This is a genomic window from Aquitalea aquatilis, assembly GCF_005155025.1.
Lineage (GTDB): Bacteria > Pseudomonadota > Gammaproteobacteria > Burkholderiales > Chromobacteriaceae > Aquitalea > Aquitalea aquatilis.
This window is the reverse complement of the sequence record NZ_CP039731.1, coordinates 3,751,293-3,773,534: the sequence shown is the minus strand read 5'-3', so window position 1 is coordinate 3,773,534 and position 22,242 is coordinate 3,751,293. Positions and strand designations below refer to the sequence as shown.

Annotated in this window: 25 protein-coding genes; 10 read left to right on the top strand and 15 right to left on the bottom strand. The window is 52.7% G+C overall.

Features of this window, described 5'->3' with window-relative positions; translation table 11 throughout:
* Window positions 1-200 precede the first annotated feature (200 nt).
* The 5 genes from FAZ30_RS17630 to FAZ30_RS17610 all read right to left on the bottom strand — a co-directional run bounded on the left by FAZ30_RS17630 (window position 201) and on the right by FAZ30_RS17610 (window position 5,459).
* On the bottom strand, window positions 201-1,601 hold the full coding sequence (locus FAZ30_RS17630) for a hypothetical protein (protein ID WP_137009515.1): 1,401 nt from the start codon (window positions 1,599-1,601) through the stop codon (window positions 201-203).
* 180 nt (window positions 1,602-1,781) lie between these two features.
* Complete coding sequence (locus FAZ30_RS17625; protein WP_137009516.1) at window positions 1,782-3,236, bottom strand: DUF3987 domain-containing protein; 1,455 nt, start codon at window positions 3,234-3,236, stop codon at window positions 1,782-1,784.
* A complete protein-coding gene (locus tag FAZ30_RS17620; protein ID WP_137009517.1) occupies window positions 3,226-3,468 on the bottom strand; it encodes an AlpA family transcriptional regulator in 243 nt (80 codons plus the stop codon). Before FAZ30_RS17620 ends, FAZ30_RS17625 begins: the two co-directional genes overlap by 11 nt.
* Window positions 3,461-4,057 carry a hypothetical protein gene (locus tag FAZ30_RS17615; protein WP_137009518.1) on the bottom strand — a complete coding sequence of 199 codons (597 nt, stop codon included), beginning with the start codon at window positions 4,055-4,057 and terminating at the stop codon, window positions 3,461-3,463. The genes FAZ30_RS17620 and FAZ30_RS17615 overlap by 8 nt, the downstream gene beginning before the upstream one ends.
* Before the next feature lie 205 nt (window positions 4,058-4,262).
* Complete coding sequence (locus FAZ30_RS17610) at window positions 4,263-5,459, bottom strand: tyrosine-type recombinase/integrase (protein WP_137009519.1); 1,197 nt, start codon at window positions 5,457-5,459, stop codon at window positions 4,263-4,265.
* A gap of 947 nt (window positions 5,460-6,406) precedes the next feature.
* Here FAZ30_RS17610 and FAZ30_RS17605 point away from each other — a divergent pair.
* On the top strand, window positions 6,407-6,826 hold the full coding sequence (locus FAZ30_RS17605; RefSeq protein WP_124643856.1) for a hypothetical protein: 420 nt from the start codon (window positions 6,407-6,409) through the stop codon (window positions 6,824-6,826).
* 199 nt (window positions 6,827-7,025) lie between these two features.
* On the opposite strand, the gene FAZ30_RS17600 is transcribed toward FAZ30_RS17605, so the two are convergent.
* From FAZ30_RS17600 to FAZ30_RS17590, 3 genes are all read right to left on the bottom strand, one after another.
* Entirely contained in the window at window positions 7,026-7,856 is an 831-nt protein-coding gene (locus FAZ30_RS17600) for a DNA cytosine methyltransferase (protein WP_124643857.1), read from the bottom strand.
* Window positions 7,828-8,019 (bottom strand): Com family DNA-binding transcriptional regulator, encoded by a 192-nt coding sequence (locus tag FAZ30_RS17595; RefSeq protein WP_124643858.1) that lies wholly within the window; start codon window positions 8,017-8,019, stop codon window positions 7,828-7,830. The genes FAZ30_RS17600 and FAZ30_RS17595 overlap by 29 nt, the downstream gene beginning before the upstream one ends.
* A 145-nt stretch (window positions 8,020-8,164) precedes the next feature.
* Window positions 8,165-8,503 carry a hypothetical protein gene (locus FAZ30_RS17590; protein ID WP_199731007.1) on the bottom strand — a complete coding sequence of 113 codons (339 nt, stop codon included), beginning with the start codon at window positions 8,501-8,503 and terminating at the stop codon, window positions 8,165-8,167.
* On the opposite strand from FAZ30_RS17590, the gene FAZ30_RS20920 reads away from it, so the two are divergent.
* From FAZ30_RS20920 to FAZ30_RS17570, 5 genes are all read left to right on the top strand, one after another.
* Window positions 8,502-8,627, top strand: a complete 126-nt coding sequence (locus tag FAZ30_RS20920) for a hypothetical protein (RefSeq protein ID WP_255424582.1) — start codon at window positions 8,502-8,504, stop codon at window positions 8,625-8,627. The genes FAZ30_RS17590 and FAZ30_RS20920 overlap by 2 nt on opposite strands.
* Before the next feature lie 139 nt (window positions 8,628-8,766).
* Window positions 8,767-9,150 carry a hypothetical protein gene (locus FAZ30_RS17585; protein ID WP_124643860.1) on the top strand — a complete coding sequence of 128 codons (384 nt, stop codon included), beginning with the start codon at window positions 8,767-8,769 and terminating at the stop codon, window positions 9,148-9,150.
* A 70-nt stretch (window positions 9,151-9,220) separates the two neighbouring features.
* On the top strand, window positions 9,221-9,658 hold the full coding sequence (locus FAZ30_RS17580) for a DUF411 domain-containing protein (RefSeq protein ID WP_124643861.1): 438 nt from the start codon (window positions 9,221-9,223) through the stop codon (window positions 9,656-9,658).
* A gap of 52 nt (window positions 9,659-9,710) precedes the next feature.
* On the top strand, window positions 9,711-10,217 hold the full coding sequence (locus FAZ30_RS17575; RefSeq protein WP_205676614.1) for a hypothetical protein: 507 nt from the start codon (window positions 9,711-9,713) through the stop codon (window positions 10,215-10,217).
* A 15-nt stretch (window positions 10,218-10,232) separates the two neighbouring features.
* Window positions 10,233-11,717, top strand: a complete 1,485-nt coding sequence (locus tag FAZ30_RS17570; RefSeq protein ID WP_137009932.1) for a multicopper oxidase family protein — start codon at window positions 10,233-10,235, stop codon at window positions 11,715-11,717.
* 236 nt (window positions 11,718-11,953) lie between these two features.
* Here FAZ30_RS17570 and FAZ30_RS17565 read toward each other — a convergent pair whose 3' ends face one another.
* Entirely contained in the window at window positions 11,954-12,958 is a 1,005-nt protein-coding gene (locus tag FAZ30_RS17565; protein ID WP_124643864.1) for a GlxA family transcriptional regulator, read from the bottom strand.
* 114 nt (window positions 12,959-13,072) lie between these two features.
* Here FAZ30_RS17565 and FAZ30_RS17560 point away from each other — a divergent pair, with 114 nt between their 5' ends.
* The 3 genes from FAZ30_RS17560 to FAZ30_RS17550 are packed head-to-tail and all read left to right on the top strand — an operon-like array spanning window position 13,073 to window position 14,875.
* Complete coding sequence (locus FAZ30_RS17560; RefSeq protein ID WP_124643865.1) at window positions 13,073-13,894, top strand: alpha/beta fold hydrolase; 822 nt, start codon at window positions 13,073-13,075, stop codon at window positions 13,892-13,894.
* A 25-nt stretch (window positions 13,895-13,919) separates the two neighbouring features.
* A complete protein-coding gene (locus FAZ30_RS17555) occupies window positions 13,920-14,537 on the top strand; it encodes an FMN-dependent NADH-azoreductase (protein WP_124643866.1) in 618 nt (205 codons plus the stop codon).
* A 26-nt stretch (window positions 14,538-14,563) separates the two neighbouring features.
* Window positions 14,564-14,875: a YciI family protein gene (locus FAZ30_RS17550; protein ID WP_124643867.1), complete on the top strand. Its 312-nt coding sequence runs from the start codon at window positions 14,564-14,566 to the stop codon at window positions 14,873-14,875.
* Between the two features lie 248 nt (window positions 14,876-15,123).
* Here FAZ30_RS17550 and FAZ30_RS17545 read toward each other — a convergent pair whose 3' ends face one another.
* Entirely contained in the window at window positions 15,124-15,999 is an 876-nt protein-coding gene (locus FAZ30_RS17545) for a LysR family transcriptional regulator (RefSeq protein WP_199731008.1), read from the bottom strand.
* A 154-nt stretch (window positions 16,000-16,153) separates the two neighbouring features.
* Between FAZ30_RS17545 and ampC the strand changes: the two genes are divergently transcribed.
* The gene (ampC, locus tag FAZ30_RS17540; protein WP_124643869.1) at window positions 16,154-17,332 is read left to right on the top strand and encodes a class C beta-lactamase; all 1,179 of its coding nucleotides are present in this window, start codon (window positions 16,154-16,156) and stop codon (window positions 17,330-17,332) included.
* A gap of 413 nt (window positions 17,333-17,745) precedes the next feature.
* Here ampC and FAZ30_RS17535 read toward each other — a convergent pair whose 3' ends face one another.
* The 5 genes from FAZ30_RS17535 to FAZ30_RS17515 form a co-directional block, all read right to left on the bottom strand.
* Window positions 17,746-18,996: an NADH:flavin oxidoreductase/NADH oxidase family protein gene (locus FAZ30_RS17535; protein WP_124643870.1), complete on the bottom strand. Its 1,251-nt coding sequence runs from the start codon at window positions 18,994-18,996 to the stop codon at window positions 17,746-17,748.
* Between the two features lie 6 nt (window positions 18,997-19,002).
* The gene (locus FAZ30_RS17530) at window positions 19,003-19,401 is read right to left on the bottom strand and encodes a helicase (RefSeq protein ID WP_124643871.1); all 399 of its coding nucleotides are present in this window, start codon (window positions 19,399-19,401) and stop codon (window positions 19,003-19,005) included.
* A 49-nt stretch (window positions 19,402-19,450) separates the two neighbouring features.
* Window positions 19,451-20,296 (bottom strand): alpha/beta fold hydrolase, encoded by an 846-nt coding sequence (locus FAZ30_RS17525; protein WP_137009931.1) that lies wholly within the window; start codon window positions 20,294-20,296, stop codon window positions 19,451-19,453.
* 25 nt (window positions 20,297-20,321) lie between these two features.
* The gene (locus FAZ30_RS17520; RefSeq protein ID WP_137009930.1) at window positions 20,322-21,107 is read right to left on the bottom strand and encodes an SDR family NAD(P)-dependent oxidoreductase; all 786 of its coding nucleotides are present in this window, start codon (window positions 21,105-21,107) and stop codon (window positions 20,322-20,324) included.
* 89 nt (window positions 21,108-21,196) lie between these two features.
* The gene (locus FAZ30_RS17515) at window positions 21,197-22,198 is read right to left on the bottom strand and encodes an NADP-dependent oxidoreductase (RefSeq protein WP_137009929.1); all 1,002 of its coding nucleotides are present in this window, start codon (window positions 22,196-22,198) and stop codon (window positions 21,197-21,199) included.
* Between the last annotated feature and the right edge of the window lie 44 nt (window positions 22,199-22,242).

Sequence of the window (22,242 nt, the reverse complement as noted above, 5' to 3'; positions counted from 1 at the left end):
TTAAGTTATGAATGATATTTATAACTAAGTTATATATAAATACTGCAAGTAATAATAAATGTATACCACATTGTTCTTGTGATGAGGATGTGTTTAATGTAGTGTTATTTTCCTTTCATTGGTTGAACTCTTTTTTGAAATTGCTATAAATTATTCAATTGAGTATGTACATACTTATTCCTTGGTGAGATTGTATTGTTTTAATATTTTAACCATGATCCAACTGTTTGTAATTTGTGTCTTTTGATGTTATTTGTTTCTAACAATACATCGGGGACGCACAGTCGAAAGTCCTGGTCAATGAGGCTGTACATCGGCAATACATTATTGCAAAACTGATCGTATTCTTGTTGATTTGGAAAATCATGAGTTCCTATTCCCATTTTTCGATAATGTGATAATTCCTCTTCGCAATTAGTCACTGTTCCCTTTCCTCTTAGGATGGTGTATTTCCAATGCTCCACTACTTCTTCAAGAATTTCACTTTCTGTTTCGTTATCTGTGCCGGTATAGAAGATCATGCAGTGATAATAAAACCCTTTCCGTTCTAGATATTGAAGGTGCCAAATGAGGCCATGAATAGTTGCAGGCAGCTTCTTGTTACGAATGGCTTTTAGTAAATCATCTAACGAGTCGGACAGGAGGCGTAGATCATTTGTATTAAAAGGTTGGTTGGTAGTGCTGAGATCAAACCTGGATATGGTCGGTGTATGATCTGTGTTTTTGAGCATTAAATTGAATTTTGCTACGGTATCATTGTATTGCTTGTTGGGTTCATATTCCCATTCTGCAATTTTCTCTTCGTTCGCCGGCTTTCTTAGGAAAGTACGAAACTTGTCAAGCCATCGGTCAAAGTGAGTTGCTGCTAGTTCGCCATTTGACATGGTCTGATTAGGATGGCATCCAACCCATTCTTCATTGCAAAGTGTTTCACGTAAAAGAGTAAGCATCGGGTGTAGTTGCATGTATGGCATCTTTTCTTTAATGGCTTGTAAATCAATACGGTTTGATAGTGCGTTATAAGCTAATTTATACTTTTCACAGCCAATGAATTTAGCCCTGTTTTTAAATTCATCTATTTGAAAAAAATATCCATTTTCTCTGCTAAGTTGTTTTGCGATTTTTCGTAAATACTTTAGATCGTGGTAAATTTGATTATTAATAGGAATGATAATTGTTGGTTTGTCGTTTGCAGGTGTTTTTTCGACTAAATGAGTATCCCTGGCGTAAATTGAGAAGCTATCAATAGAGGGGGTCGGGTGGGGGCGTTGATGTATGATGTTTTGCTCAGTATCGTGACTCAATTCGGGTTGGACGCTGTTGTGGATGTTGTTGGGTGTGAAAGTGTTGTTCTTCCAAGTGCTTTCTGTGAATGATGGATTTAATGGTAAGTTGATGTTATTTGGTTTGAAGTAATTTGTTATCTGTGGTGTGAAATTTCCCCAGTATTGATTGTTTGCCATGTTCATGTTCATTGTTGTTGGGAACATACCTGCTGAATTGTTGAAAGGCATTGTGTACGGGGTGGTGTTAATTGAAATTTTATTTTGCTGGGTGTTATTTACGTTGCCTTTGTGATGTGGACCTTTCATGTATTGCACGGTAAATTCCTTTTTGGTTTGGTGAAGTGTTGCTAACCCTCAATCAGTGCTTGTTCTATTGCCTTGACGGTGTTTTGTTGATTGTTACAACCCTGCTATTCTTGCTATTCCTGCTACAAATAGCAGGAATAGCAAGAATAGCAGGGTATACTTTTCGTAGTTGCTACGGTTTAAAGTACTTTACGGTAAGATGATTGGTTCTATGTACATGGTTTTCCCATACATGAATTTGCGAAGTCTTCCTTGTTGTATTAAATAGTCCGTGGCCTTATTTCTTTCAGTTTTGTCTCTTGAAATGCCTCGTCCGTATTGAAGAATTCGATTGAATGGAATGCAATTTTTATTCAAATTTCTACATTCGGACAAGATGAAATTTATTAAATTTTCAGCATATTGCTCTAAGGGGGTGCTGATGGGGTTTGTCGAAAATATTCCAAGAAATTCATCAGCGAACCAACTGCAAATTTTCTCAGCCCTATTTAATGTGCTTAGGCATATCTCCCCAGTTGACTGATCAAATATGTGAAGAAGCGCAGCAATCCTGGCGACATTGTCAGGCCACTTTGCGGCGTATTCATGGTGGTGTTCAAAGTAACCACCTGGTTCACATGCACGATTTACGTCCTCTATAATTTGATGCCAACGCTCAGAAGCTTTTTTTGAGAAATTCAAGCACTCTCTTTCTGAAGTACTGTTATTGCCATCAAATGTTTTATCAAGGAGCTTATTTGTGAATGAGTAAAAGATATTTAATTTCTCTTCTTTGTACTCTGCTGTTGATGATGGTTTTTTCTTCTCTGTAATTTCCATGAATAGGGTTCTTGCATCAAATCCTATTTCCTTTGCGTTTTTTCCATTTCCCGATCTGAATTGATCAAATTGCGCTTTGTTTGTCAGTGCTGTAAGGGAGAGTCGATATTCGTTAAGATTGACGTTCTCGGTGTTGTGTCGTATTTTTCTAATACTTTCACTTCCCCATCCTTTTAGTAGTAGTGTTGGGTTTTTGAATTCTTTGCTGTTAAGTATTTCGGCAGCCTCCGCTGATATTAGCGTAAATGTTTTGGGGTTGTTATTAAGTTCCTTGATAAGTCCAGCGTTGGAGTAGTCACTGGCTGCGATGGATTTTTTCCTTGGTAGTTTTGGTTTATTTTTTTGGTGTTCTTTTATTTGGTTGCTAATTTTTTCATCGGCAGTTTTAGTAATTTCTCCTATTAAGTCTTTGCTTATGGCATCCCAGATGACTAGATCTGCATTGTATTCTTCAAGTTCATTTTTATATTTATCATCCAATTTTTGTTCATATTCAAAAATTGACTTGAATAGTATTTCAACGGCCGTAGTTTTCCCTATTCCGGATTCTCCTATTCCGATGATGGATAGAGTTATGGGTCTTATAAAGCCAGGTGTCGGGCTGACGTCATAAAGCCCTTGGGCCGAAGTGCACATTGCTGCCAGAATTATGTGAGCAAGTAACCCTTTACTGATGCCTGTGTTCTGATGTGCTTCGTCAACTGTATTTTCAGATATGAGGGGTAGAGATTCGAATGGAAATGATTTTTCTCCCATTGTATAATTTTTGACAAGTTCTTTAATGTCGATTTTGAACTCGTATGGGGGGTAATAATTAGTTTCCATTCACGTTCTCCACTGTATGAAAACATTTCGATGTTTCTAAAATCCATTGTTCAATATCGCCTTCTAACCAGCCAATTGCTCTTTCTCCAAGCTTGAATGATTTTGGAAATGATTTGTCGTAATAGATGCTCTTTGGGCTAATTTTGTTATATATCGAGGATCGACTTAATCCTGTTACTGCAATTACATCTTTTATTCGCAGAATTTGTACTGGGGAATTTTGATTAGACATGACTCACCCCCATGCGTGACGAGGTTGATATGTCGATTTGAAATGGTATTAAGGCTAAGTAATAAAGCCAGATGAGAAGCGTGGAAATAGCATGGCATAAATAGCCATTGCTGGAGTGTGCTATTGATTTACTAGAGGAGTTTACTGCGGTGTTACTGGAAAAGCTGAGGTAATGCGGAAGAGAGGTACGGTAGACGATACGTCGATCAGATGTGTCTGACGCAGCGGGGCCTCCGTCGGAGTCGGATGAACCTGATGGTTTTGCACGCTTGGTAGAGCTACGACGGGTACTGCGCTGAGCACGGTGCGTACCAATACGCTTCACACTCAACGAAATGCGAGAACAGAGATTTACGGCCTGCTGGCGGTTTTTTATAAAACTAACAATAGGTTCTAGAACTTTTTTTGCTTTTTGGATGTGATTTAGAACTTGATTGAAAATTTCCTTTACTGCTTCCGATGCGGTAGGCCCGGAATCTGTTTCTACGGCTTGGACCGCTTGCCGCCTACCTTCCATTGAGTCGGCGAATGTGTTGCAAACATAGGTGATGTCCGGCGTTAAAAGCTCGCTTGTAGCTGTGAGATCCATGCTTACTCCTGTTTGGTTAAAGTAAAAATCACCAGTTAAGCTGGCTTTTTTACAATACTCTGCACTTTGTTGGTTTGAAAGTCACACAACCAATTTTTTTGCTTTTGCCACAGTGTTTTTCCTAATTTATTATCTATGTTATTGTTTTTTAATTGAAACTTATGTTCTGCCTTTATGAGCCACCATGTGGCTGAGTGTTGCGAAGTTATCTTCCTGTGATGAATGAGGCCCATGCGTCCATCATGGGGCGTCGCTGCTCAAGCAGGTCAGTACGGTGATAGGCTGCTTCGACTTTGTTTTCCACGGTATGTGCTAGTGCGCGTTCTGCCAGATCCCGCGCAAAGCCGTTCTCACTGCACCAGTCGCGGAAGCTCGAACGAAATCCGTGAGCGGTTGCAACCCGCCCCTCCACATCACTGATAGCGCGTACGCGCCGCAGGTATGCCGTGAGAACCATGTCTGACAAGACAACTGCATCTCGAGGTGAGGGAAAGACCAGTTCTCGATGTAGTCCCATCTGGCGACGAAGAATTTCAATGGCGACATCACTCAATGGAACGCGGTGCTGAACTTTTGCTTTCATGCGATCTGGAGGAATGACCCAGACCTTAGCTTTCAGGTCGACTTCACTCCAGGTCATCCCGCGCACTTCGCCCGAGCGTGCTGCGGTCAGAATCAGGAACAGAAGGGTAGAGCGTGTGATGTCATAGGTTTTTCGTGCCTTGAAATGATCGACATAAAACTGGGGAAGATCTTGCCAAGGCATGGCGGGCTGGCGCTGAGTGCGAACAGATTTACCTGGTTGCTGTGGAAGCAGGTGTACGACGACATCCACTGGATTGGCCTGGTTATGACCATGAGCCCATCCCCAGGCCATAACAGCATGGAGACGCTGCTTTACGCGGCTTGCAGTTTCCGCTTTTTCGAGCCAGATAGGACGTAAAACGTCAGCGATATGGCGTGGCTCAATTGTGTTGAGCGGCATGGAACCAATAGTTGGAAATGCAAATTTTTCCAGCGTGCTTATCCATTGCACGGCGTGTTTGGCATTTTTCCAGCCAGGCTTGAGATCACCATGTAAAAGTTCAGCGGCTTCGTGGAATGTTGGTGTGGGCTGTACTTGCGGCAGTGGTTCTTCTGCCGCAAGTGGGTCTACGCCTTGGGCAAGCAGCACGCGTAACTCCTGAGCAACTTTGCCAGCTTCCGCAATGCCGACCTCGGGGTAGGGGCCAAGTCCTTTGTTGCGGCGTTTGTGGGTAGTCGGGCTGACGTAGCGGAAAACCCACTTCCCTCGTCCCTTGGTCTCAGACGGGTGGAGGGTCAGCCCTGTAACTCCGCCATGAGGGAGGTTTTTGTCACCGGGTTTGATTGCGCGCGCTTTGGTATCAGTAAGGACGGCCATGAGCAGTTCCTGCAGATGTGGTATGCCAGTTAGTATGCCATTTATTCGCGCTGCTACGAGATGTCGTTGGACACTAAAAGACTTTATATTCTCGTAGTGTTATGATTTTACTAGGTTAAATGGCTATCTTTGAGTCGTGTTGGATGATATTCAAGCGGTCCCCCTCTCCGCCAAACACCCCTAAAGTGTTGTTTTTACAGTAAATTCAGGTTCTATAAGGCTTTTTTGCCCCTGAGTTCTACACAACACTCCTACACATTGGCGATAAGAGTTCAGTTTTTTTCTTGGCTTCCTATACTCTGGATCGGAACTCAATGAACGATGCCAATGTTACCCACCGGCCTGCAGCGCCACCCCCAATGTAACTTTGCGGCCGTTTTGGCACTCGTTTGCACTTTTATTGTCACCGCTAATTTGCAGGGTTTTTGGCACTATTTGCGCTTTTTTTGTCACCGGGGTGCAAAAATCCATAGCGATCTAACGCTTCCTTTACTGCTACCTTTTCCTGTGATGGAGGAGGGTGGTCCAGTCTTACTTCTCAGTGTTCTACCACTACCTGTAAATGAAAACACCCTGCGTGAAGGCAGGGTGTGATGCTGGTCGGTGACTGCTTTCGACCCAAAGCGGTCACTTGCCCCTTTGGCCAAGTGGCGTCTACTTCGCAGCTTGTGGCTGCCACTTATCGGGGCTTGGTCTGAGGCATCTATGGGTCCCTGTTATGACAATGCCTTTACATGTCAATCGGTTGGGGATATAAATTTTGTCATCAAAATCAATTGACATGCTAGAGGCATTGCGTTCAACGTTGTAGTGCGTTTTCACCTCGTTCAACGCGATACTGGAAACAGCTAACCAACTATTGCAGCCGACAGTTTTTCATTCGCTATGATGTGTCTTCAAATACTATTGGTGATTGAAGAAATGAACTTGATAAAGAAACCTAATTTATGACATTTCTTCTGATTTTTCTTATCACAGGGCTGCCTACACTGGCCGTGATGTATGTTATTTTCTTTTTTGGAAGTTATGCATACTCAAGAGCAAAGATCAAAGAAATTTCCAGTGCGGATGCGATCCTAAAAAAGATCAAGCTAAAGGCTGATGATCCAAAGTATGAATTTGATGGAGCCAAGGCAGAGATCGTAGTTCAACGGCTAGAGCATATGCGATACACTTTCGAGGATCTTCATAGAATTTGCCGGAATGAGTGCGGCGAATATTTTCTACTTATTTCTTGCTCGCCTCCGTATATCTGCCACTTATCACAGGAAAGAGTCAGAGAGGCTATGGCAGAAATGGAACTCAAAAACAAATATGAGCAAGATGTTTTTATAAACAAGCTACTGCCAAAATCATTCATCGTATGACGCTCTGTCGTGTGGACGGAATAAAGACTGCCGCTCATGTCGAACGTTGATGGCAGCTCTTCGATAAATACTGGCCGTTCAGCTGCCGAGTAGTTGAAGCTTCCCTATGCCCGCAACTGGCCGAATCCAGCCACCTTACTCCTAATCCACAACGCAAAAAGGGGGCCTCCACCCCCTTCATCCTGATTACCCCCCAGCCCTACACATAAGTCCCCCTCAGCTTCCGGGCGATCCATTCCACGACTTGCGGCACAACGGCGTTGCCGGCAGCTTGAGCCTCTGCAAAGTTGGTCGCATCCAGTCCGAGGCAAAGCCCATGATGCTCAGACGCTCGGGCCCGTTCAGCCATCGAATCCCATCCGTCGGCTTGAGCGACGAGGCCTGCGCCATTGATAGGGATCTGGCTGGCAGCTTGTCCGGCAAGTAAAGTAGGGAAAGGCTTGAGTTCGGATTGTTGCGCTGGCGGCGTGCCAGGAACTGTTGCCACTGGGCTGGCGTCAGCCAGCAGCTTGATGGGGGGCTGTTCGTGAAGACCGGCAATAATGAATACGCGACGGCGTTTTGTGGGGACTCCGAAACATGAAGCATCCAGCACCCGCCAGCATCCCAGATACCCGCATTCGGCAAGCGTGGAAATGACTGCCTGGAAATCCTGGCCATCTCGGCAAGAGAGCAGCCCCGTGACGTTTTCAAGGACCAGCCAGCGAGGTTGTAACTCACGGGCGAGGCGGCAGACTTCAAAGAACAGGCCAGAGCGCTGGCCGGCCAGGCCTTGCCGGGCTCCCATGGTGGACAGGTCCTGGCAGGGAAAGCCGCCGACCAGGATGTCAACGGCGCTGAGGTTGTGGGCTCCGACGGTGCGCACGTCGTCGAACTGGCGGGCGTGGGGGAAACGGTCGGCGAGGACGGCGCGGCAGACGGGGTTGATTTCGACTTGCCAGGCGGTGGTGAAACCGGCGTTTTCAAAGCCGATGTCGAAGCCGCCGATGCCGGCGAACAGGCTACCGATGGTGGGTTGTGGGCCATGCATGTGCATCCTTTGCAGTGGCGTGCGATGACGCGCTGGCAGGAGGCTCGGCGGCCTTCAGGTGATTGTGTGCCCGGCAGCGCGGGCATTTGATGCTGAGGACCAGTACGTGGCCCTCGGCGAGTTTGCGGCCGCAATGGCCGCAGCGGATTTCGGGTAGTGACATCGGCAAGGTGGTCCAGGACCGTTTAACCGTTAGACTGTCCGGGCTTTCTGCGCAGAAAGTGGCAGCCTTGGGGTGACTTGCAGGGTCGTTCTGCGGGTCAGCTGGCCGGCCTGATGTTGACGCATCATGGCCGGTCGCTGTCTCTCTATTCTTGATCGGGCTGGATATACGCCTTGCCTGCAATGCCCCATGCACCGTCAATGGCGTGAGTCATGTTGACCCAGATGTACTCCTTCGGGTGTTTGCGATCAGATGTTTCGTGAATAATTTCAGTTGCCTGGGCAATATACGAGGTTTGAACATCGCGGTCTGTAAATGCGAATGGCGGCACTTTGCATTCGACAATAGCGATCTTTGCAGGCTTCAGCCCCGAGTAACTGCTGCCTTTTGCGACAACTTGAATATGTCCAATCACGTTTGGTGTCATGGCCTTGTTGCCGGAGAGACCGTGTAACTTCCGAAGAACTTCTGACAGGCGCGACATGGTGTCGGTTTGTCTGCATCGCCTCGTGGACCGTGCCGGCATCAAGATGATGGGCGAAGGCGAGTGGAAGGCGGAGCTGACGCGCCTTACCATTCAGTTCGAGGAACGCATGCCACAGACGTAACCCAAAACCCGTTTACACAAAAATGCGGACCTGCCCGTGAAGTGAGGTGGCGACATGCTGGTAGTGCGACTGATCCAGATCAACAATGCGATAGCAAAGAATTATTTTGCATTCACCTTAGCCGCTTAACAGTGCTATCTTGCCGAATATGAAAGCCTTATACCGTTTCCTGCTCATGCTTCTGCTCGCGCTTCCGGCACTCAATGTGCTGGCAGCAAGTGCAGATATGGCCATGGCAGGCGAGGCAATCATATCGGCAGACTGCATGGCCCATGAAACCCATGCGGCCTGCCATGAGGAAACCGCAGGCAAGATGCCGACACATGCCGCCCATGCAAAAGCTGCGCATGGCATGTTGTGTAGCGGTGCAGGCTGCGTGCAACTCTGTGCACCGTCCTTGTTCCAGCAAGCAGCTTGGTCTGCTGCCCCGCTAGCCCAGGTTGGTATTTTTGTCCCTACCCAGCCCGCCAAACTGGCTGGTATCACCCTTTCTCCGCCGCATCGCCCCCCTTTACTCGCCTGACCGTATTTTCTGACTTGCCGGCCTGTTGCCGGTTATCTGAATCATTGTCATTGCCAGAAGGAGGGCCATCATGGCCACCATCCGTACCCGCGTTCTTGCCGTCTTGATCGGCGCGTTCAGCACCTCCGTTTTTGCCGCCACTCCAGTCACGCTGTACAAGAGCCCGACTTGCAGCTGCTGCGAGGCCTATATCAGCTATCTCAAGCACAACGGCTTTGATGTCACCGCCATCAATCGCGACGACATGCAGCCGATCAAGCAGCAGATGGGTGTCACGCCGGGTCTGGGCAGCTGCCATACCGCCAAGATTGGCCGCTACACCATTGAAGGCCATGTACCAGTGGCCGCCATCAAAAAGCTGATCGCCAGCAAGGCCGACGTAGTGGGCCTGTCTGCCCCCGGCATGCCATTGAACAGCCCCGGTATGGGTGAAGAAAAGCCAGGTACGCTGGCCATCTACACCATGACTAAAGACCAACGTACCGGCGTGCTGTTCGGCCGCTTCTAAGTCATTACCCGATGGGGTGGCGCAGCCACCCTCGTGCCCCTCTCCTGCCATCGTGGCAGGACAATCCTTTGTCACGTCTATACGGAGTCGAATCATGAAAACCCAATGGAAAACCGTTATCGCCCTGGCTATTGCCGCCACCACCTTTACCGCACAGGCAAATGAAGCCCATCACCAGGATGCTTCCGCTGCGGTCGTCACCAAGAAAGCGGCCAAGCCCACTGTCAAACAAATGGCAGCAAGCAAGGAGATGGAGGCCCAGATGGAAAAAATGAATGCGGTACACGCAAAAATGGCTGCTGCCAAAACGCCGGAAGAACGGCAAGCCGCCATGCAAGAAGGAATGGCAGTGATGAAGGACAGCATGGGCATGATGAAGCAAATGCACATGGCGCACTGTCAGGGTGGCATGTCCAATATGGGCATGATGAAAGGGATGAAGCAGGGTGATGGCATGCCGATGAAATCCATGATGCAGGGTGATATGCGCATGATGGACATGATGATGCAGATGATGGACCAGCAGTCGTCAATGATGAAAATGCCGACGGCGCAATAACAGACGAGGCTTATCATGCACAGACGTTCATTCTTGAGCGGCATGTTGCTGGCAAGCCTGGGGGGCTTCAGCCTGAAGTCCCTCGCTGCCTCCATGTCACATGCCATGCCGGTTGATGGCAGCCCCATGCCCTTGCTGGATCCGGCATTACTGGCTTCAGCTGCGGATCTGGGCAGCATGCCCTTACTCGCCAATGAAAGCAGCCAGCCCGGCTTGTTCAAGGCTACGCTGACGGCAAAAGCGGTAGGCGTCCCGCTGCTGAAAGACGGGCCGACCGAATTCTGGACTTATAACGGCAGCCTGCCCGGGCCACTGATTGATGTGATGGAAGGCGATACGGTTGAAATCACGTTGCACAACCAACTGAGCCAACCGACCTCAATTCACTGGCATGGACTGCCGGTGCCACCGAATCAGGATGGCAACCCACAGCAGGCCGTCGCTCCCGGCCAGCACATTACGTATCGTTTTACCTTGCCGGAAGGCAGCGCCGGGACTTACTGGTATCACCCTCATCCACATGAGTTCACGGCAGAACAGGCCTTTCGTGGCCTTGCCGGTGGCTTTATCGTTCGGGCGAAACAAGACCCACTTGCCGGAGTGCCGGAGCGTTTGCTGATTCTGTCTGATCTGAAGTTGGATCACATGGGGCAGATTGCGCCGAATAACAGCGATGACTGGATGAACGGGCGCGAAGGGCAGTTTGTCCTGACCAATGCGCAGAATAAGCCGACCGTCCATTTCGATGCGGGGGGACGTGAGCGCTGGCGGATCTGGAATGCCAATAGCGCGCGCTATCTGCGCCTGCAGTTGCCTGGCTCGCTGCTGATCCTGATTGGAACAGATGGTGGCTTGCTGGAACGGCCCGTCACCGGTTTGACCGAGCATGTGTTGGCACCGGGCCAGCGTATCGAATTGATCGTTGATGCGGGCAAACGGCGTGATCAGGGCAAGCTGATTGCCGCAGTGTATGCGCGTGGAAAAATGGGAGAGGTTGCCCCTGACACGCCGCTGGACATTCTGACTGTCGATTTTTCACGGGTTACGACTGGCCAAGTTGCACCCTTGCCGGCCAGGCTGGCCACCATCAAGGATCTGGGACGCCCGGTTGCCCAAAAGCGGGTTGTCTTCTCCGAAAAAATGACCATGACCAATGGCCAGCATGGCATGCAGTTCCTGGTGAATGGCAAGGAGTACGACATGCATCGCATTGACTTGAGCAGCCGAGTCGATGAGGTGGAGCTATGGGAGATCGTCAACCAGTCCGACATGGATCATCCCTTCCATCTGCATGGCACACAGTTCCAGGTGCAATCGCGGGAAATGGACGGTGTGGTCAAGGCCGAGCCCTATCTGGCCTGGCACGACACCATCAACCTGAAGTCGGGTGAAACTGTGCGTATCAAAACGGTACAGCACTGGCCATGCATCCGGATGTTCCATTGCCACATTCTCGAACATGAGGCTGCTGGGATGATGGGGCAATTGGAGGTGGTGTAAGCACATGAGGGGAGGGGGCTGATTACTGTTCCCCTTAGTGGCTGCTCGGTTGAAAAACACGTGAAGTACAACTTTCCAAGCGTTAGCTTCCGATGACTGGCTAGGCCATTTTCTTGATTTTCAGCCACCCCAACTGCCTAGCCAGCCCGGTTTTCTGTGCTATTTCACCGTATTTCGCCTCCTGCAGGCGCAACTTGCCCGCAGAGCAGGAGAGCCGGACTGCTGAAGCTAACTATTTAGCTGTTGCGGCTTTGCATCCGGCGGCGGTAATCCACCGGAGTCAGACCCATGGCCTGTATGAAGGCCCGTCGGAAAGCCGTTTCATCGCCATAACCACACTGGCTGGCCACCTGCTTGATGCCGATGCCCGGCGTACCCAGTAACACGCAGGCCGTCTCGATGCGGACGCGGGTGATAAAGGCCTTGGGTGACTCACCGGTCAGTTGCTTCAGGCGGCGGTGCAAGGTGCGTTCACTCAGGTGCAATGCCTGGGCCAAGGCCTCCGCCGTTATCCCGGGCTGGGCATGGCGGATGATTTGTTCTGCCTGCAAAAGCAGGGGGTTGGCCGTGTTGACGAAGCCACGCGGGGCATACAGCAACTGGGGTAAGGGCAGGCTGTCGGCCACTGCAATGTCTGCGGCCAGTCGGGCCAGTTCCGGGCCGGCTAGGTGCCGGATGACATGCAGCGCAAGATCCACCCAGGAGAGCGGCCCTCCCGTGGTAATGATGCCGTCTTGCTCCTCCATGGCACTACCCCACACATGGCAGGCAGCGGGAAAGCGCTGCTTGAATACATGGTGTAACCACCAGGTGGTGGTACAACGACGCCGGTCGAGCAAACCGGCCTCTCCCAGCACAAAGGTGCCGGCACAGGCACCGCCAATCAGCACGCCAGCCTGATGGCGGGATGACAGCCAGCGGGCAGCCTGTGCTTGTGCGCCGGTATGTGGGGGCTGGCCGTCCGGCCCCAGCGCCATGCCGGCAATCAGGATGGCATCGTAGGCGGTTTCTGTATCAAACGCAGCATCTACCGGAATCCACCGTCCTTGCGGGTCGCGCAGCGGCAGGCCATCGGCACTGACAATACGGCTATGGAACAACGGGCCGGGACTGCCAGCCCGTGCGGTCACCACCCCGGGTGGCGGATTGCGGCTGGCCTGATTGCAGATCCAGAACATGTCCGCCAGGCCGCTGATGGCGGATAACAAACTGCCTTCCAGTGCCACGATGGCGATCTGCATGATCTTCCCCTTGTTTGTTTGGCGAATTTTGCATGAACAATGTCCAATTCGCCATCTTATTTGCCTTCATCCACCCGGCTACACTGCATGACATTGATTTGCCGGATGCAAGAAATGTCACAAGCCAATGATTCAAAAGAATTTTCAAGCAAGAATGCCAGCGCACGGCTCCCCCGTGACTGGAAGCAGAAACTGCTTGCCCTTGCCGGTGTGGTATTGACGCTGGCCAGCACGCCAAGCCAGGCTGCGCCCACCATCCGCAATATCGTGCTGGTGCATGGCGCATTCGCCGATGGCTCCAGCTGGTCGCCAGTCATCAGCAGGCTGCAGCGCCTGGGTTATCACGTCAGCGCCGTACAAAACCCGCTGACTTCCTTGGCTGACGATGTGGCTGCCACTGAAAAAGTATTGCAGCGCCAGACGGGAGATGTGCTGCTGGTTGGCCACTCCTGGGCCGGAGCGGTTATCACCCAGGCGGGGAATGATCCCAAGGTGAAAGGCCTGGTCTACCTGTCGGCCCTGGTGCCGGACAGTAATGAATCAGTCAGTGAGCTGCTGACGCGCTTGCACGCTCCCATGGAAGGTCTTGCTGCCGATGAGCATGGCATGCTCTGGCTGGATCAGCCGGCCCAGTTCCGTCAGGTGATGGCTGCAGATGTGCCTCTCAAACAGGTGCGGCTGTTGGCCGCCGTGCAGCAGCCCATTGCCAGCGCCAGCTTTGGCAGCAAGATCGGGCATGCCGCCTGGCGCGACAAGCCCCGCTGGTATGTGCACACCACACGTGACCAGGCCTTGCCGCCCGAGGTACAGCTGCGCATGGCCAGGCAAATCGGTGCCACCGTGTGGTCGGTGCCATCCAGTCATCTCTCCATGATTTCCCGCCCGGCGGCCATCGCCAGCCTGCTGGATCAGGCAGCCAGAGCCGCCAGTCGCTAACACCTCACCCAGCAAAGAGATACCCATGAATATTTTGCAAATTGATGCCAGCATTCTTGGCGCACAGTCCATCACCCGTGACTTGGCTGCTGCCGTGGTGCAGCAGCTGCAAGCCACGCACCCTGACGCCCGGCTTGTTTACCGCGACGTGGTGCAGCAGGAAATCCGCCATCTGACCGCTGCCATCGCAGCCGGATTCCGGCCCAGCGGCGTGAGCGCGTTTGACGCGGCCACGCTGCAGGAACATCAATTATCGGAGTTACTGCTGCAGGAGTTCATGGCCAGCGATGTCATCGTCGTGGCTGCCCCCATGTACAATTTTTCCGTCCCCTCCCAGCTCAAGGCATGGCTGGATCGCCTGGCCCAGGCCGGGCGTAGCTTCCAGTACACCGAGCGCGGCCCCGTTGGTCTGGCCGGTGGCAAGCGCGTGATTGTCGTCTCGGCCCGTGGTGGTTTCTATGCCGAAGGCCCGCTGGCGCACATGGACTTCCAGGAGGGCTATCTGCGCGCACTCTTCGGCTTTCTGGGTATCGACGATGTGCAGTTCGTCCGTGCAGAAGGCGCATCGAAAGCCGCTGAAATCCGTGCGGCAGGCATTGCCAAAGCCAAAAGCGCCATTAACCGTAGCCTCGGCGGACTGTAAGTCACCTTCATTACCGGAGAAAAAGCATGCTATTTGCCATTACCCTCAACTATTTGCGCCCGGAGCAGGAAGTCCAGACACAACTGGAAGGCCACAAGGCATGGTTGGCCGACAATATCCGCCAAGGCCGCATCCTGTTTGCCGGCCCGCTGGTCAGCGGCACGGGCGGATTTATCCTGGCACACGGCGAGCAGAAGGCTGACATGCAGCAGATGATTGCAGCCGACCCTTTTGATAGCCACCAACTGGCCAGCTTCAGCATCCAGGCCATTGCGCCGGCCATCCGTGCCGAGCAGTTCCCTCAGATATGGGCAAACGCAGCCAAGTCAGTGGCTTGACGCAGATGGGTGGGCTGCATTGCAGCTTGGTGACGGACGCTGTGAGCGTCTGACTCGACCTTGAGGGCCAGATGCTTTATGGCTGCATCACGGGTGGATGCAGCCATATTCCATTTTGCAGCCGCAAGACCGTTTCGGCCGATCATCTGGCGGTTCGTCAGCCTGTTCGGCGGCGGTTCGGCCTTGGCGAACGCGCCATCGAGTAGTGAAAACGGCGGCTATACACATCATTGCGGACACGGCCCCGGCTAGCCAGATGCGCAGGCGGCCTCATGCAAAAGCCAGTCGTGGAACATCTGCATGGCCGGGGACCGGCTGCGTGATTTCAACCAAGTAAGCCAGTAGCTGCCGGTGCGTACTTCCAATTCAAAAGGTCGCGCCAGAACACCCGACTGCAGCTCACGCTGGAACATCCGTGCTGGAGCCAGCGCGATACCTGCCCCTTGCATCGCCGCTTCTACCATCAAGCGCGAGGAGTCGAAGATCGGGCCACTGATGGTCCATGGTTCCAGTCGTGCTACTTCGAACCATTGCATCCATTCTTCGGTGCGGTAGGAGCGCAGTAAGGTTTCCCTGGTCAAATCGGCCGGCACGGCAAGCCGCCTGGCGATCTCCGGCGAGCAGAGCACCGAGAGCGGAGCATCAAACAACAAAGCATTCTCGGTGCTTGGCCAGCCTCCTTCGCCGAAGCGAATCGCAAAATCCAGCCCCTCGGCGGCATGGTCGACCAGATTGTTATGGGTAAGCAGCCGCAGATCCACAAAGGGATGAGCATCGCGAAATAGTTTGAGCCGAGGCAGCAGCCAGCCAACGGCGAAGGTGCCGACCACGCCTATGGTCAGCACCTCGCTCATATGGCCACCTTCACATTGCTTGAGTACCGCTTCGATACGGTTGAACGCATCGCTCAGCACCGGCAGGATCGCCCTGGCTTCGTCCGTCAGTCCCAAGCCGCGCGGTAGGCGTTTGAATAGCGGGGTACCGAGCCAGTCTTCCAGCATTCGCACCTGCTGGCTGACCGCCGCTTGGGTAACCTTCAATTCCAGCCCGGCTCGGGTGAAGTTCAGGTGCCGGGCCGAGGCCTCGAACGCCCGGAGAGCGTTTAACGGTAAGTGTGGGCGCATTGGGCTTATGTATAAGAATTTCTATTGTCTAATACAAATTTTCGTCGCTTGTGGTTGATACGGCAAGAAATGAAAATACTTGGCGCAATCAATACATAAACAAGGCTAATGAGTCGAGGTAGCCTCCCACGAGCAAGACGAAAGGAAGAAAGTCATGAAATCCAACACCATGCGTTTCGCCGCAGTGGTCTGTGCGGTGTTCTGTGCGACCGCCACTGTCAGTCAGGCGTCCGATATGCCGCAAGATAAAATCAAAAGTTTAGTGGACAAAGCGATCCACACCTTGATGGTCAAAGATGGCATTCCTGGCATGGCCGTTGGGGTCACTGTCGCGGGGACGACCTACGTATACAACTATGGCGTGGCCTCTCTGGAAACGCGCCAGCCGGTCACGCGCGACACTTTGTTCGAGATTGGCTCGGTGAGCAAGACTTTCACTGCCACGCTGGCCTCTTATGCGCAAGTGAGGGGCTACCTCTCTCTGCAGGACAAAACTAGCAAGTATTTGCCGTCGCTAAGCGGGAGTCCCTTCGGTGAAGTAAGCCTGCTCAATTTGGGGACGCACACACCTGGCGGCTTGCCATTACAAGTGCCGGCGAACATTCATAACGACGAGCAATTGCTACATTACTTCAAGGCGTGGCAGCCGGCCTATACCCCTGGCACCTACCGTACCTATGCCAACCCCGGCATCGGTACGCTGGGTTGGATCACGGCAAAAAGCATGAAGCAGGATTTTACTGCGCTGATCGAGCAGAAGCTGTTTCCGGCACTGGGGATGAACAACAGTTATATCGATGTTCCGGCCGCCAAATTAGCCGATTATGCGCAGGGCTATAGCAAGACCGGTGTGCCGATCCGGATGAAAGGTGGGGTGTTGTCGGCCGAAGCTTACGGTGTCAAGAGTACGGCCGCGGATTTGCTGCGCTTTATCGACGCCAATATGCATGCGATCTCACTCGACGAAAAGCTACAGCGCGCGATAGACGAGACGCATACGGCTTATTTCCGGGCCGGGCCAATGATTCAGGACCTGATCTGGGAGCAGTATCCGTATCCCGTCGCTTTACCGACGCTGCTAGAAGGAAACGGGTCGAGCATGGTAGAAGCAATACCGGCGACCGAGATCAAGCCGCATCAGCCACCGCGTGCTGATGTCTGGATTAACAAGACGGGGTCGACTAACGGTTTTGGCGCGTATGTCGCGTTTGTACCCGAGAAGCGCGTGGGTATTGTGATGCTGGCCAACAAGAACACCCCGCTGGGTGAGCGGGTGAGTGTGGCGTACCAAATCATGTCGCAACTTGCCACCGAGGGTAGCGCACGCCCCTGAGAGAGCAAGGTGGCTGCACCAGAGGTCTCCGCTACTTGGCAGTCCATTTGCATCACACATGGCTGCCAATGCCGAGCAGGCCGATAAACAGTATCTTGCTGGCCCACATGGTAAGCAGTAGCGTTTGCGGTCAACGTGTACCTGGCAGATGCGATTGGCCTTGCCAAGGTCTCCACCGAGCAGCTTTTGCAACAGTAGCGCCTCAATCGTCTGGAATGTCGTCTGCCGCGGTCGTTGGCCCAAGTTCGCGTGACTGTGCGCTTAGAACTTGTTCATAGGCCAAACGGCCGCCTGTCTGGCTGACTCTTCGGCGGTTGATCGGCCAAGGCTGCCATTTGTAGGCGGGATAAAAAATGGCTGCGCCAGTATTGATGCAGCCAAAAGTAGCTACACGCGGGAACGATTCATCCTGATCAAGCAGCTGCCCGTAATCGCCGTGTTCGATAAGTCCCCCAACTACTGTGGAGCAGCGATTTCAAGAATGCGAACAGGCCGCTTTCATCTGGGCATGGCTTGTGCCCCCTTGCAATGCGCTTGAGCTGACGGGTGTACCACAGTACTTCCATGACTCCCAGGCGGTCGATGCTCTTGATGCCGGTACGGATGGGGCGCACCTGTTGCAGGCTGTCACGTCCTTGTAGCAGGGCGGCAGGCGCATCCGGATCAATGGCCAGCAATCGCGCAAGACCGACGATGTCCAGCGCATTGGAACGCAAGGCTGCATTCATGCCTGCGGCTGTACGGAAGCCACCCGTTACCATCAAGGGAACCGTCACGGCGGCCCGCACTTTTTCGGCAAATTCCAGGAAATAAGCTTCGCGTGTTGATGTGGAAGCCATCTTGGCTGATTCTACTGAGCCACTCATGGCCGGTGCCTCGTAGGTGCCACCTGAGATCTCAATCAGGTCAATGCCTGCATCGGCGAGTGCCCGAATTGTCTCGATCGATTCTTCTTCGCTAAAGCCTCCACGTTGGAAGTCTGCCGAGTTGAGTTTGATTCCCACGGGGAAGTCTGGCCCTACTTGCCGGCGAATCTCCGCGTAAACCTCAAGCACGAAACGTCGGCGCTTTTCGGGGCTGCCACCCCATTCATCATTGCGGCGGTTGTGATGCGGAGAAAGAAACTGGCTAAGCAAGTAGCCATGCGCGCCATGAATTTCCACACCACTGAAGCCTGCTTTCTTGCAGATCGCGGCACTGCGCCCGAAACGGGCAATGATGTCTTGTATTTCGGCAGGAGTCGCTTCGCGTGGCGTGTCGAAGAATGCGGCCATGTCTTCCCGGAATGGGACTGCCGATGGCGACAGGTTATAGGCATTCAACCCTTTCGGAGATTGTTTGCCCGGATGGTTGAGCTGGACCCAGATGTCAGCCCCTTGGGCCGTCGCTGCCTTGGCCCACTCACGTAAAACAGGCAGGTCTGCCTCGTCCTCAATCACCACATTGCCGGGTTCTCCCAGTGCCCGACGGTCGATCATGACATTACCCGTCACAATCAGGCCCAATCCCGAAGCAGCCCAACGCTGGTACAACTTCACCAAGTCCGCGGTTGGACGATTGTCATAGGTCCCCAGCGCTTCGCTCATGGCTGCTTTGGCAAGGCGGTTGCGCAGCATGCTGCCATTAGGCAGCTTCAAAGGCTGGTTCAGCAGGTTTTTATCCATAAATCCTCAAAATGCGGTGCGATCATAGGGAGAAATTTCCTTGGGTGCTTGCAGGAAAGCTGTCAGGCCCTGAAACCACATGACCTCCTGGAAATCTCCGCTGATGATCAAGTCTTTACTACCAAGACCACGCAGGAAGGCAGCCTGGCTATCTTTTGCCGCCAGGATGGCAAAGCCTTTGGCTGCATCCCTGAAGTTCAAGGTAAATTGCGGATTCGATGCCAGCTCTGCAGAGGAATGAATCGTGCCATTGCGGATGACGTAGTGACGACCAACCCCAGACGCGGTGCGGATCTGAAACGCGAGGCTCTTGCCTTCAACGTAACGCGCGCAATCGGGGTTGTGTTTGATCTGTCGTTTCAGTAGCTGGGTGAACGCCCACAGCAGGAGCTTGAATTTGAGCATGGCAGAACCTTAGGTACTGGATGGTAAATAGGAAGAGCTGCTGCTGGCATCACTCACTCAAAAAATGGGCTGCGTGATGCAGGAAGCGCTGCGGGTACTGGAATTGCGCAGCATGGCCGCTATCCGGATAGATGAATAACTGCGCATTTGGCAGATTTCGCACCATGTAGAATGAGTTGACGGTCGGAATCATCACATCATTTACTCCGTTCAGGATGAAGGTGGGTTGCTGGATGCCACGCAGGTAAGCGAATGGATCCTCCTCCGACAATCTGGGCAGATACAGCATATTGGCCTCAATCTGCGCCCTGGCAACTTCGGGTGAAGATGGCGGGTCCTGCTCCACGCGCTGGTGACGCCGCGCCCAGAATGCACGTGCAGCCTGTTCAGCCTGTGCGGACTTGCCAAAAAACAGATACAGAAAGTCTTCAAATACAGGGGCTGGCCGTGCCGCTGCGGTCAGCACCGGTGTTTCCATTGCGGGATCGCCCCCGCGCGGTCCTGTGCCTAGCAGCATCAGCTTGCGCACCAGTGTCGGGTGTCTCCAGGTCAGGTCCAGTGCCTGGAAGCCCCCCAAGGAAAACCCCAGCACATCGATTTGTTCCAAGCCCAATGTGCGAACAAAGGCGGCGGCATCATCGGCCATCTCTTCGATACGGGTGCGTGCTTGACCACCAGACGATGCGATACCGCGGCCGTTATAAAGAATGACCTCCCGGCCTTCGGCAAGCCCATCTGTCATCAATGGGTCCCAGTGATCCATCCCGCCACGGAAGTGCTGCAGAAACAGCAAGGGTGGCTGGCCTGCCTTGGCATTACCCCAGCGCCGGTAGGCGATTTTTGCGCCACCCACATCAACGAATCGCGTCGGGGTAGTCAGGTGATTTTCCGTCATTACTGTTCTCCGAAATACTTGTGCATCAGCCGCGATATCGCGCGGCAGCTTGTGCTTGCCGAATGTCTGACATCAGCCCTTGGCGTGCAGCATCCAGCGCATCCCAGCGTTCGGCTACATGCAGCGGCGGAATGGTGATCAGCTCACGGCGATCAAAGCCAAGCAGCGCTGCATCGACCAGCTCGCCAACATCCATGACTTCCGGCAGCGTATTGATGTCGATGCCGGCACGCTGCCACAAGTCGGTACGGGTTGCGGCCGGCAGCACGGCTTGTACATAGACGCCTTGGGGGGATAACTCTTGATGCAGCCCTTGAGACAGGAACAAGACGAAAGCTTTGGTCGCACCGTAGATCGACATGCCAAATTCGGGTGCAAAAGCGACCACAGAACCGATGTTGACAATGGAACCCCTGCCAGCCTGTACAAAGCGCGGGGCGACCGCAGCGGCAAGCCGTGTGAGCGACTGCGTATTCAGCGTAATCAGCTGGTCGATACTGTCCGGGGTCTGCTGCACAAAGCTGCCTGCCTGTGCAATGCCTGCGTTGTTAATCAGGATGCCAATTCTGGCGTCATTGCGCAGGCGGTCTTCCACTGCGTGCAGGTCGGTGGGCTGGGTCAGGTCGGCCGGAAGGACTTCAACAAGGACATTGAATTCTTCCCGCAAGCGTGTTGCCAGGGCATCCAGTCGTGTTCTGTCTCGTGCTACCAGAACAAGATCGTGGCCACGGCGGGCAAACCGTTCCGCATAGGTAGCGCCAATGCCGCTGGAAGCACCGGTAATCAAAACAACAGCATTTTCATTTTTCATCTGGGGAAACCAGGTCGTATAGGGAAAACACGTCACTCCTGCTCAGGTGTGACCGCAATTGGAAACGCCGGAGTGGCTAGTGTCAGGCGCTATCTGATTTTGACCACCACCTTGCCTTTGGCCCGTCCTTGAGCAAGGTAGGCAAGGGCTTCCTTTGCTTGTGCAAATGGAAATACCTTGTCGATGACGGGTTGGATGCGCTCTGCATTAAGGAGATTGCCGATTTCAGCGAGCTGAGCACCATCAGGCCGTACAAAGTGAAAGGCGTAGCTGACGCCTCGGTTTTTTGCCAGGCGTGTGATCTTTCGACTCATCAGGCCAAAAATGAAGGTAAGAACGAAATTCAAGCGTTTGGCACGGGCAAATGCAGCATCCAGCGGGCCAATGAGTGACACGATCTTGCCGCCCGGTTTCAGAATGCGTAGCGACTTCTCGATTGCATCCCCTTTGATGGTTCCCAGCACCACGTCATAGCCGTGCAGCACGTTTTCGAACTCTTGTTTCTTGTAGTCAACCACCTCATCAGCACCAAGACGGCTTACCAGTTGCACATTGCTCGTACTCGTCGTGGTGCCAACCTTGGCACCAAAATACTTGGCTAACTGGATTGCAAATGTTCCGATGCCACCCGAACCCGCCGGGATAAAGACTTTCTGCCCTTTTTTCAGTTCGGCGCGTTCTTTCAGTGCCTGCCAGGAGGTCAATCCCACCATCGGAATGGATGCCGCTTGCACAAAGTCCAGATTGGCCGGTTTGTGTGCGGCAGACTCTTCCGGCACAACAGCAAACTCGGCAATGGAGCCCGTTCCCTGGTCAAAAATGCTGGCAAAAACAGCATCACCCGGCTTGAAGTGCGTGACACTGCTGCCGACTTCCATCACCACCCCGGCAAGATCGCTGCCGAGTGTCGCTGGCAGCTGAAAGTGCAGTACGGGTTTGAACATTCCGGTCGGAATCATGTTGTCTATCGGGTTCAAACCTGCAGCATGCACTTCAACCAGTAGCTCATTGGGTTTCAGAATGGGACGCGGCACGTCTGAGAAGCCGATATCGGGTGACTTGCCATAGCGCTTGAAGGTAAGGGCTTTCATCAATTTCTCTCCATTCTCAGTACTTGCATGGGCTCAACGTTTCT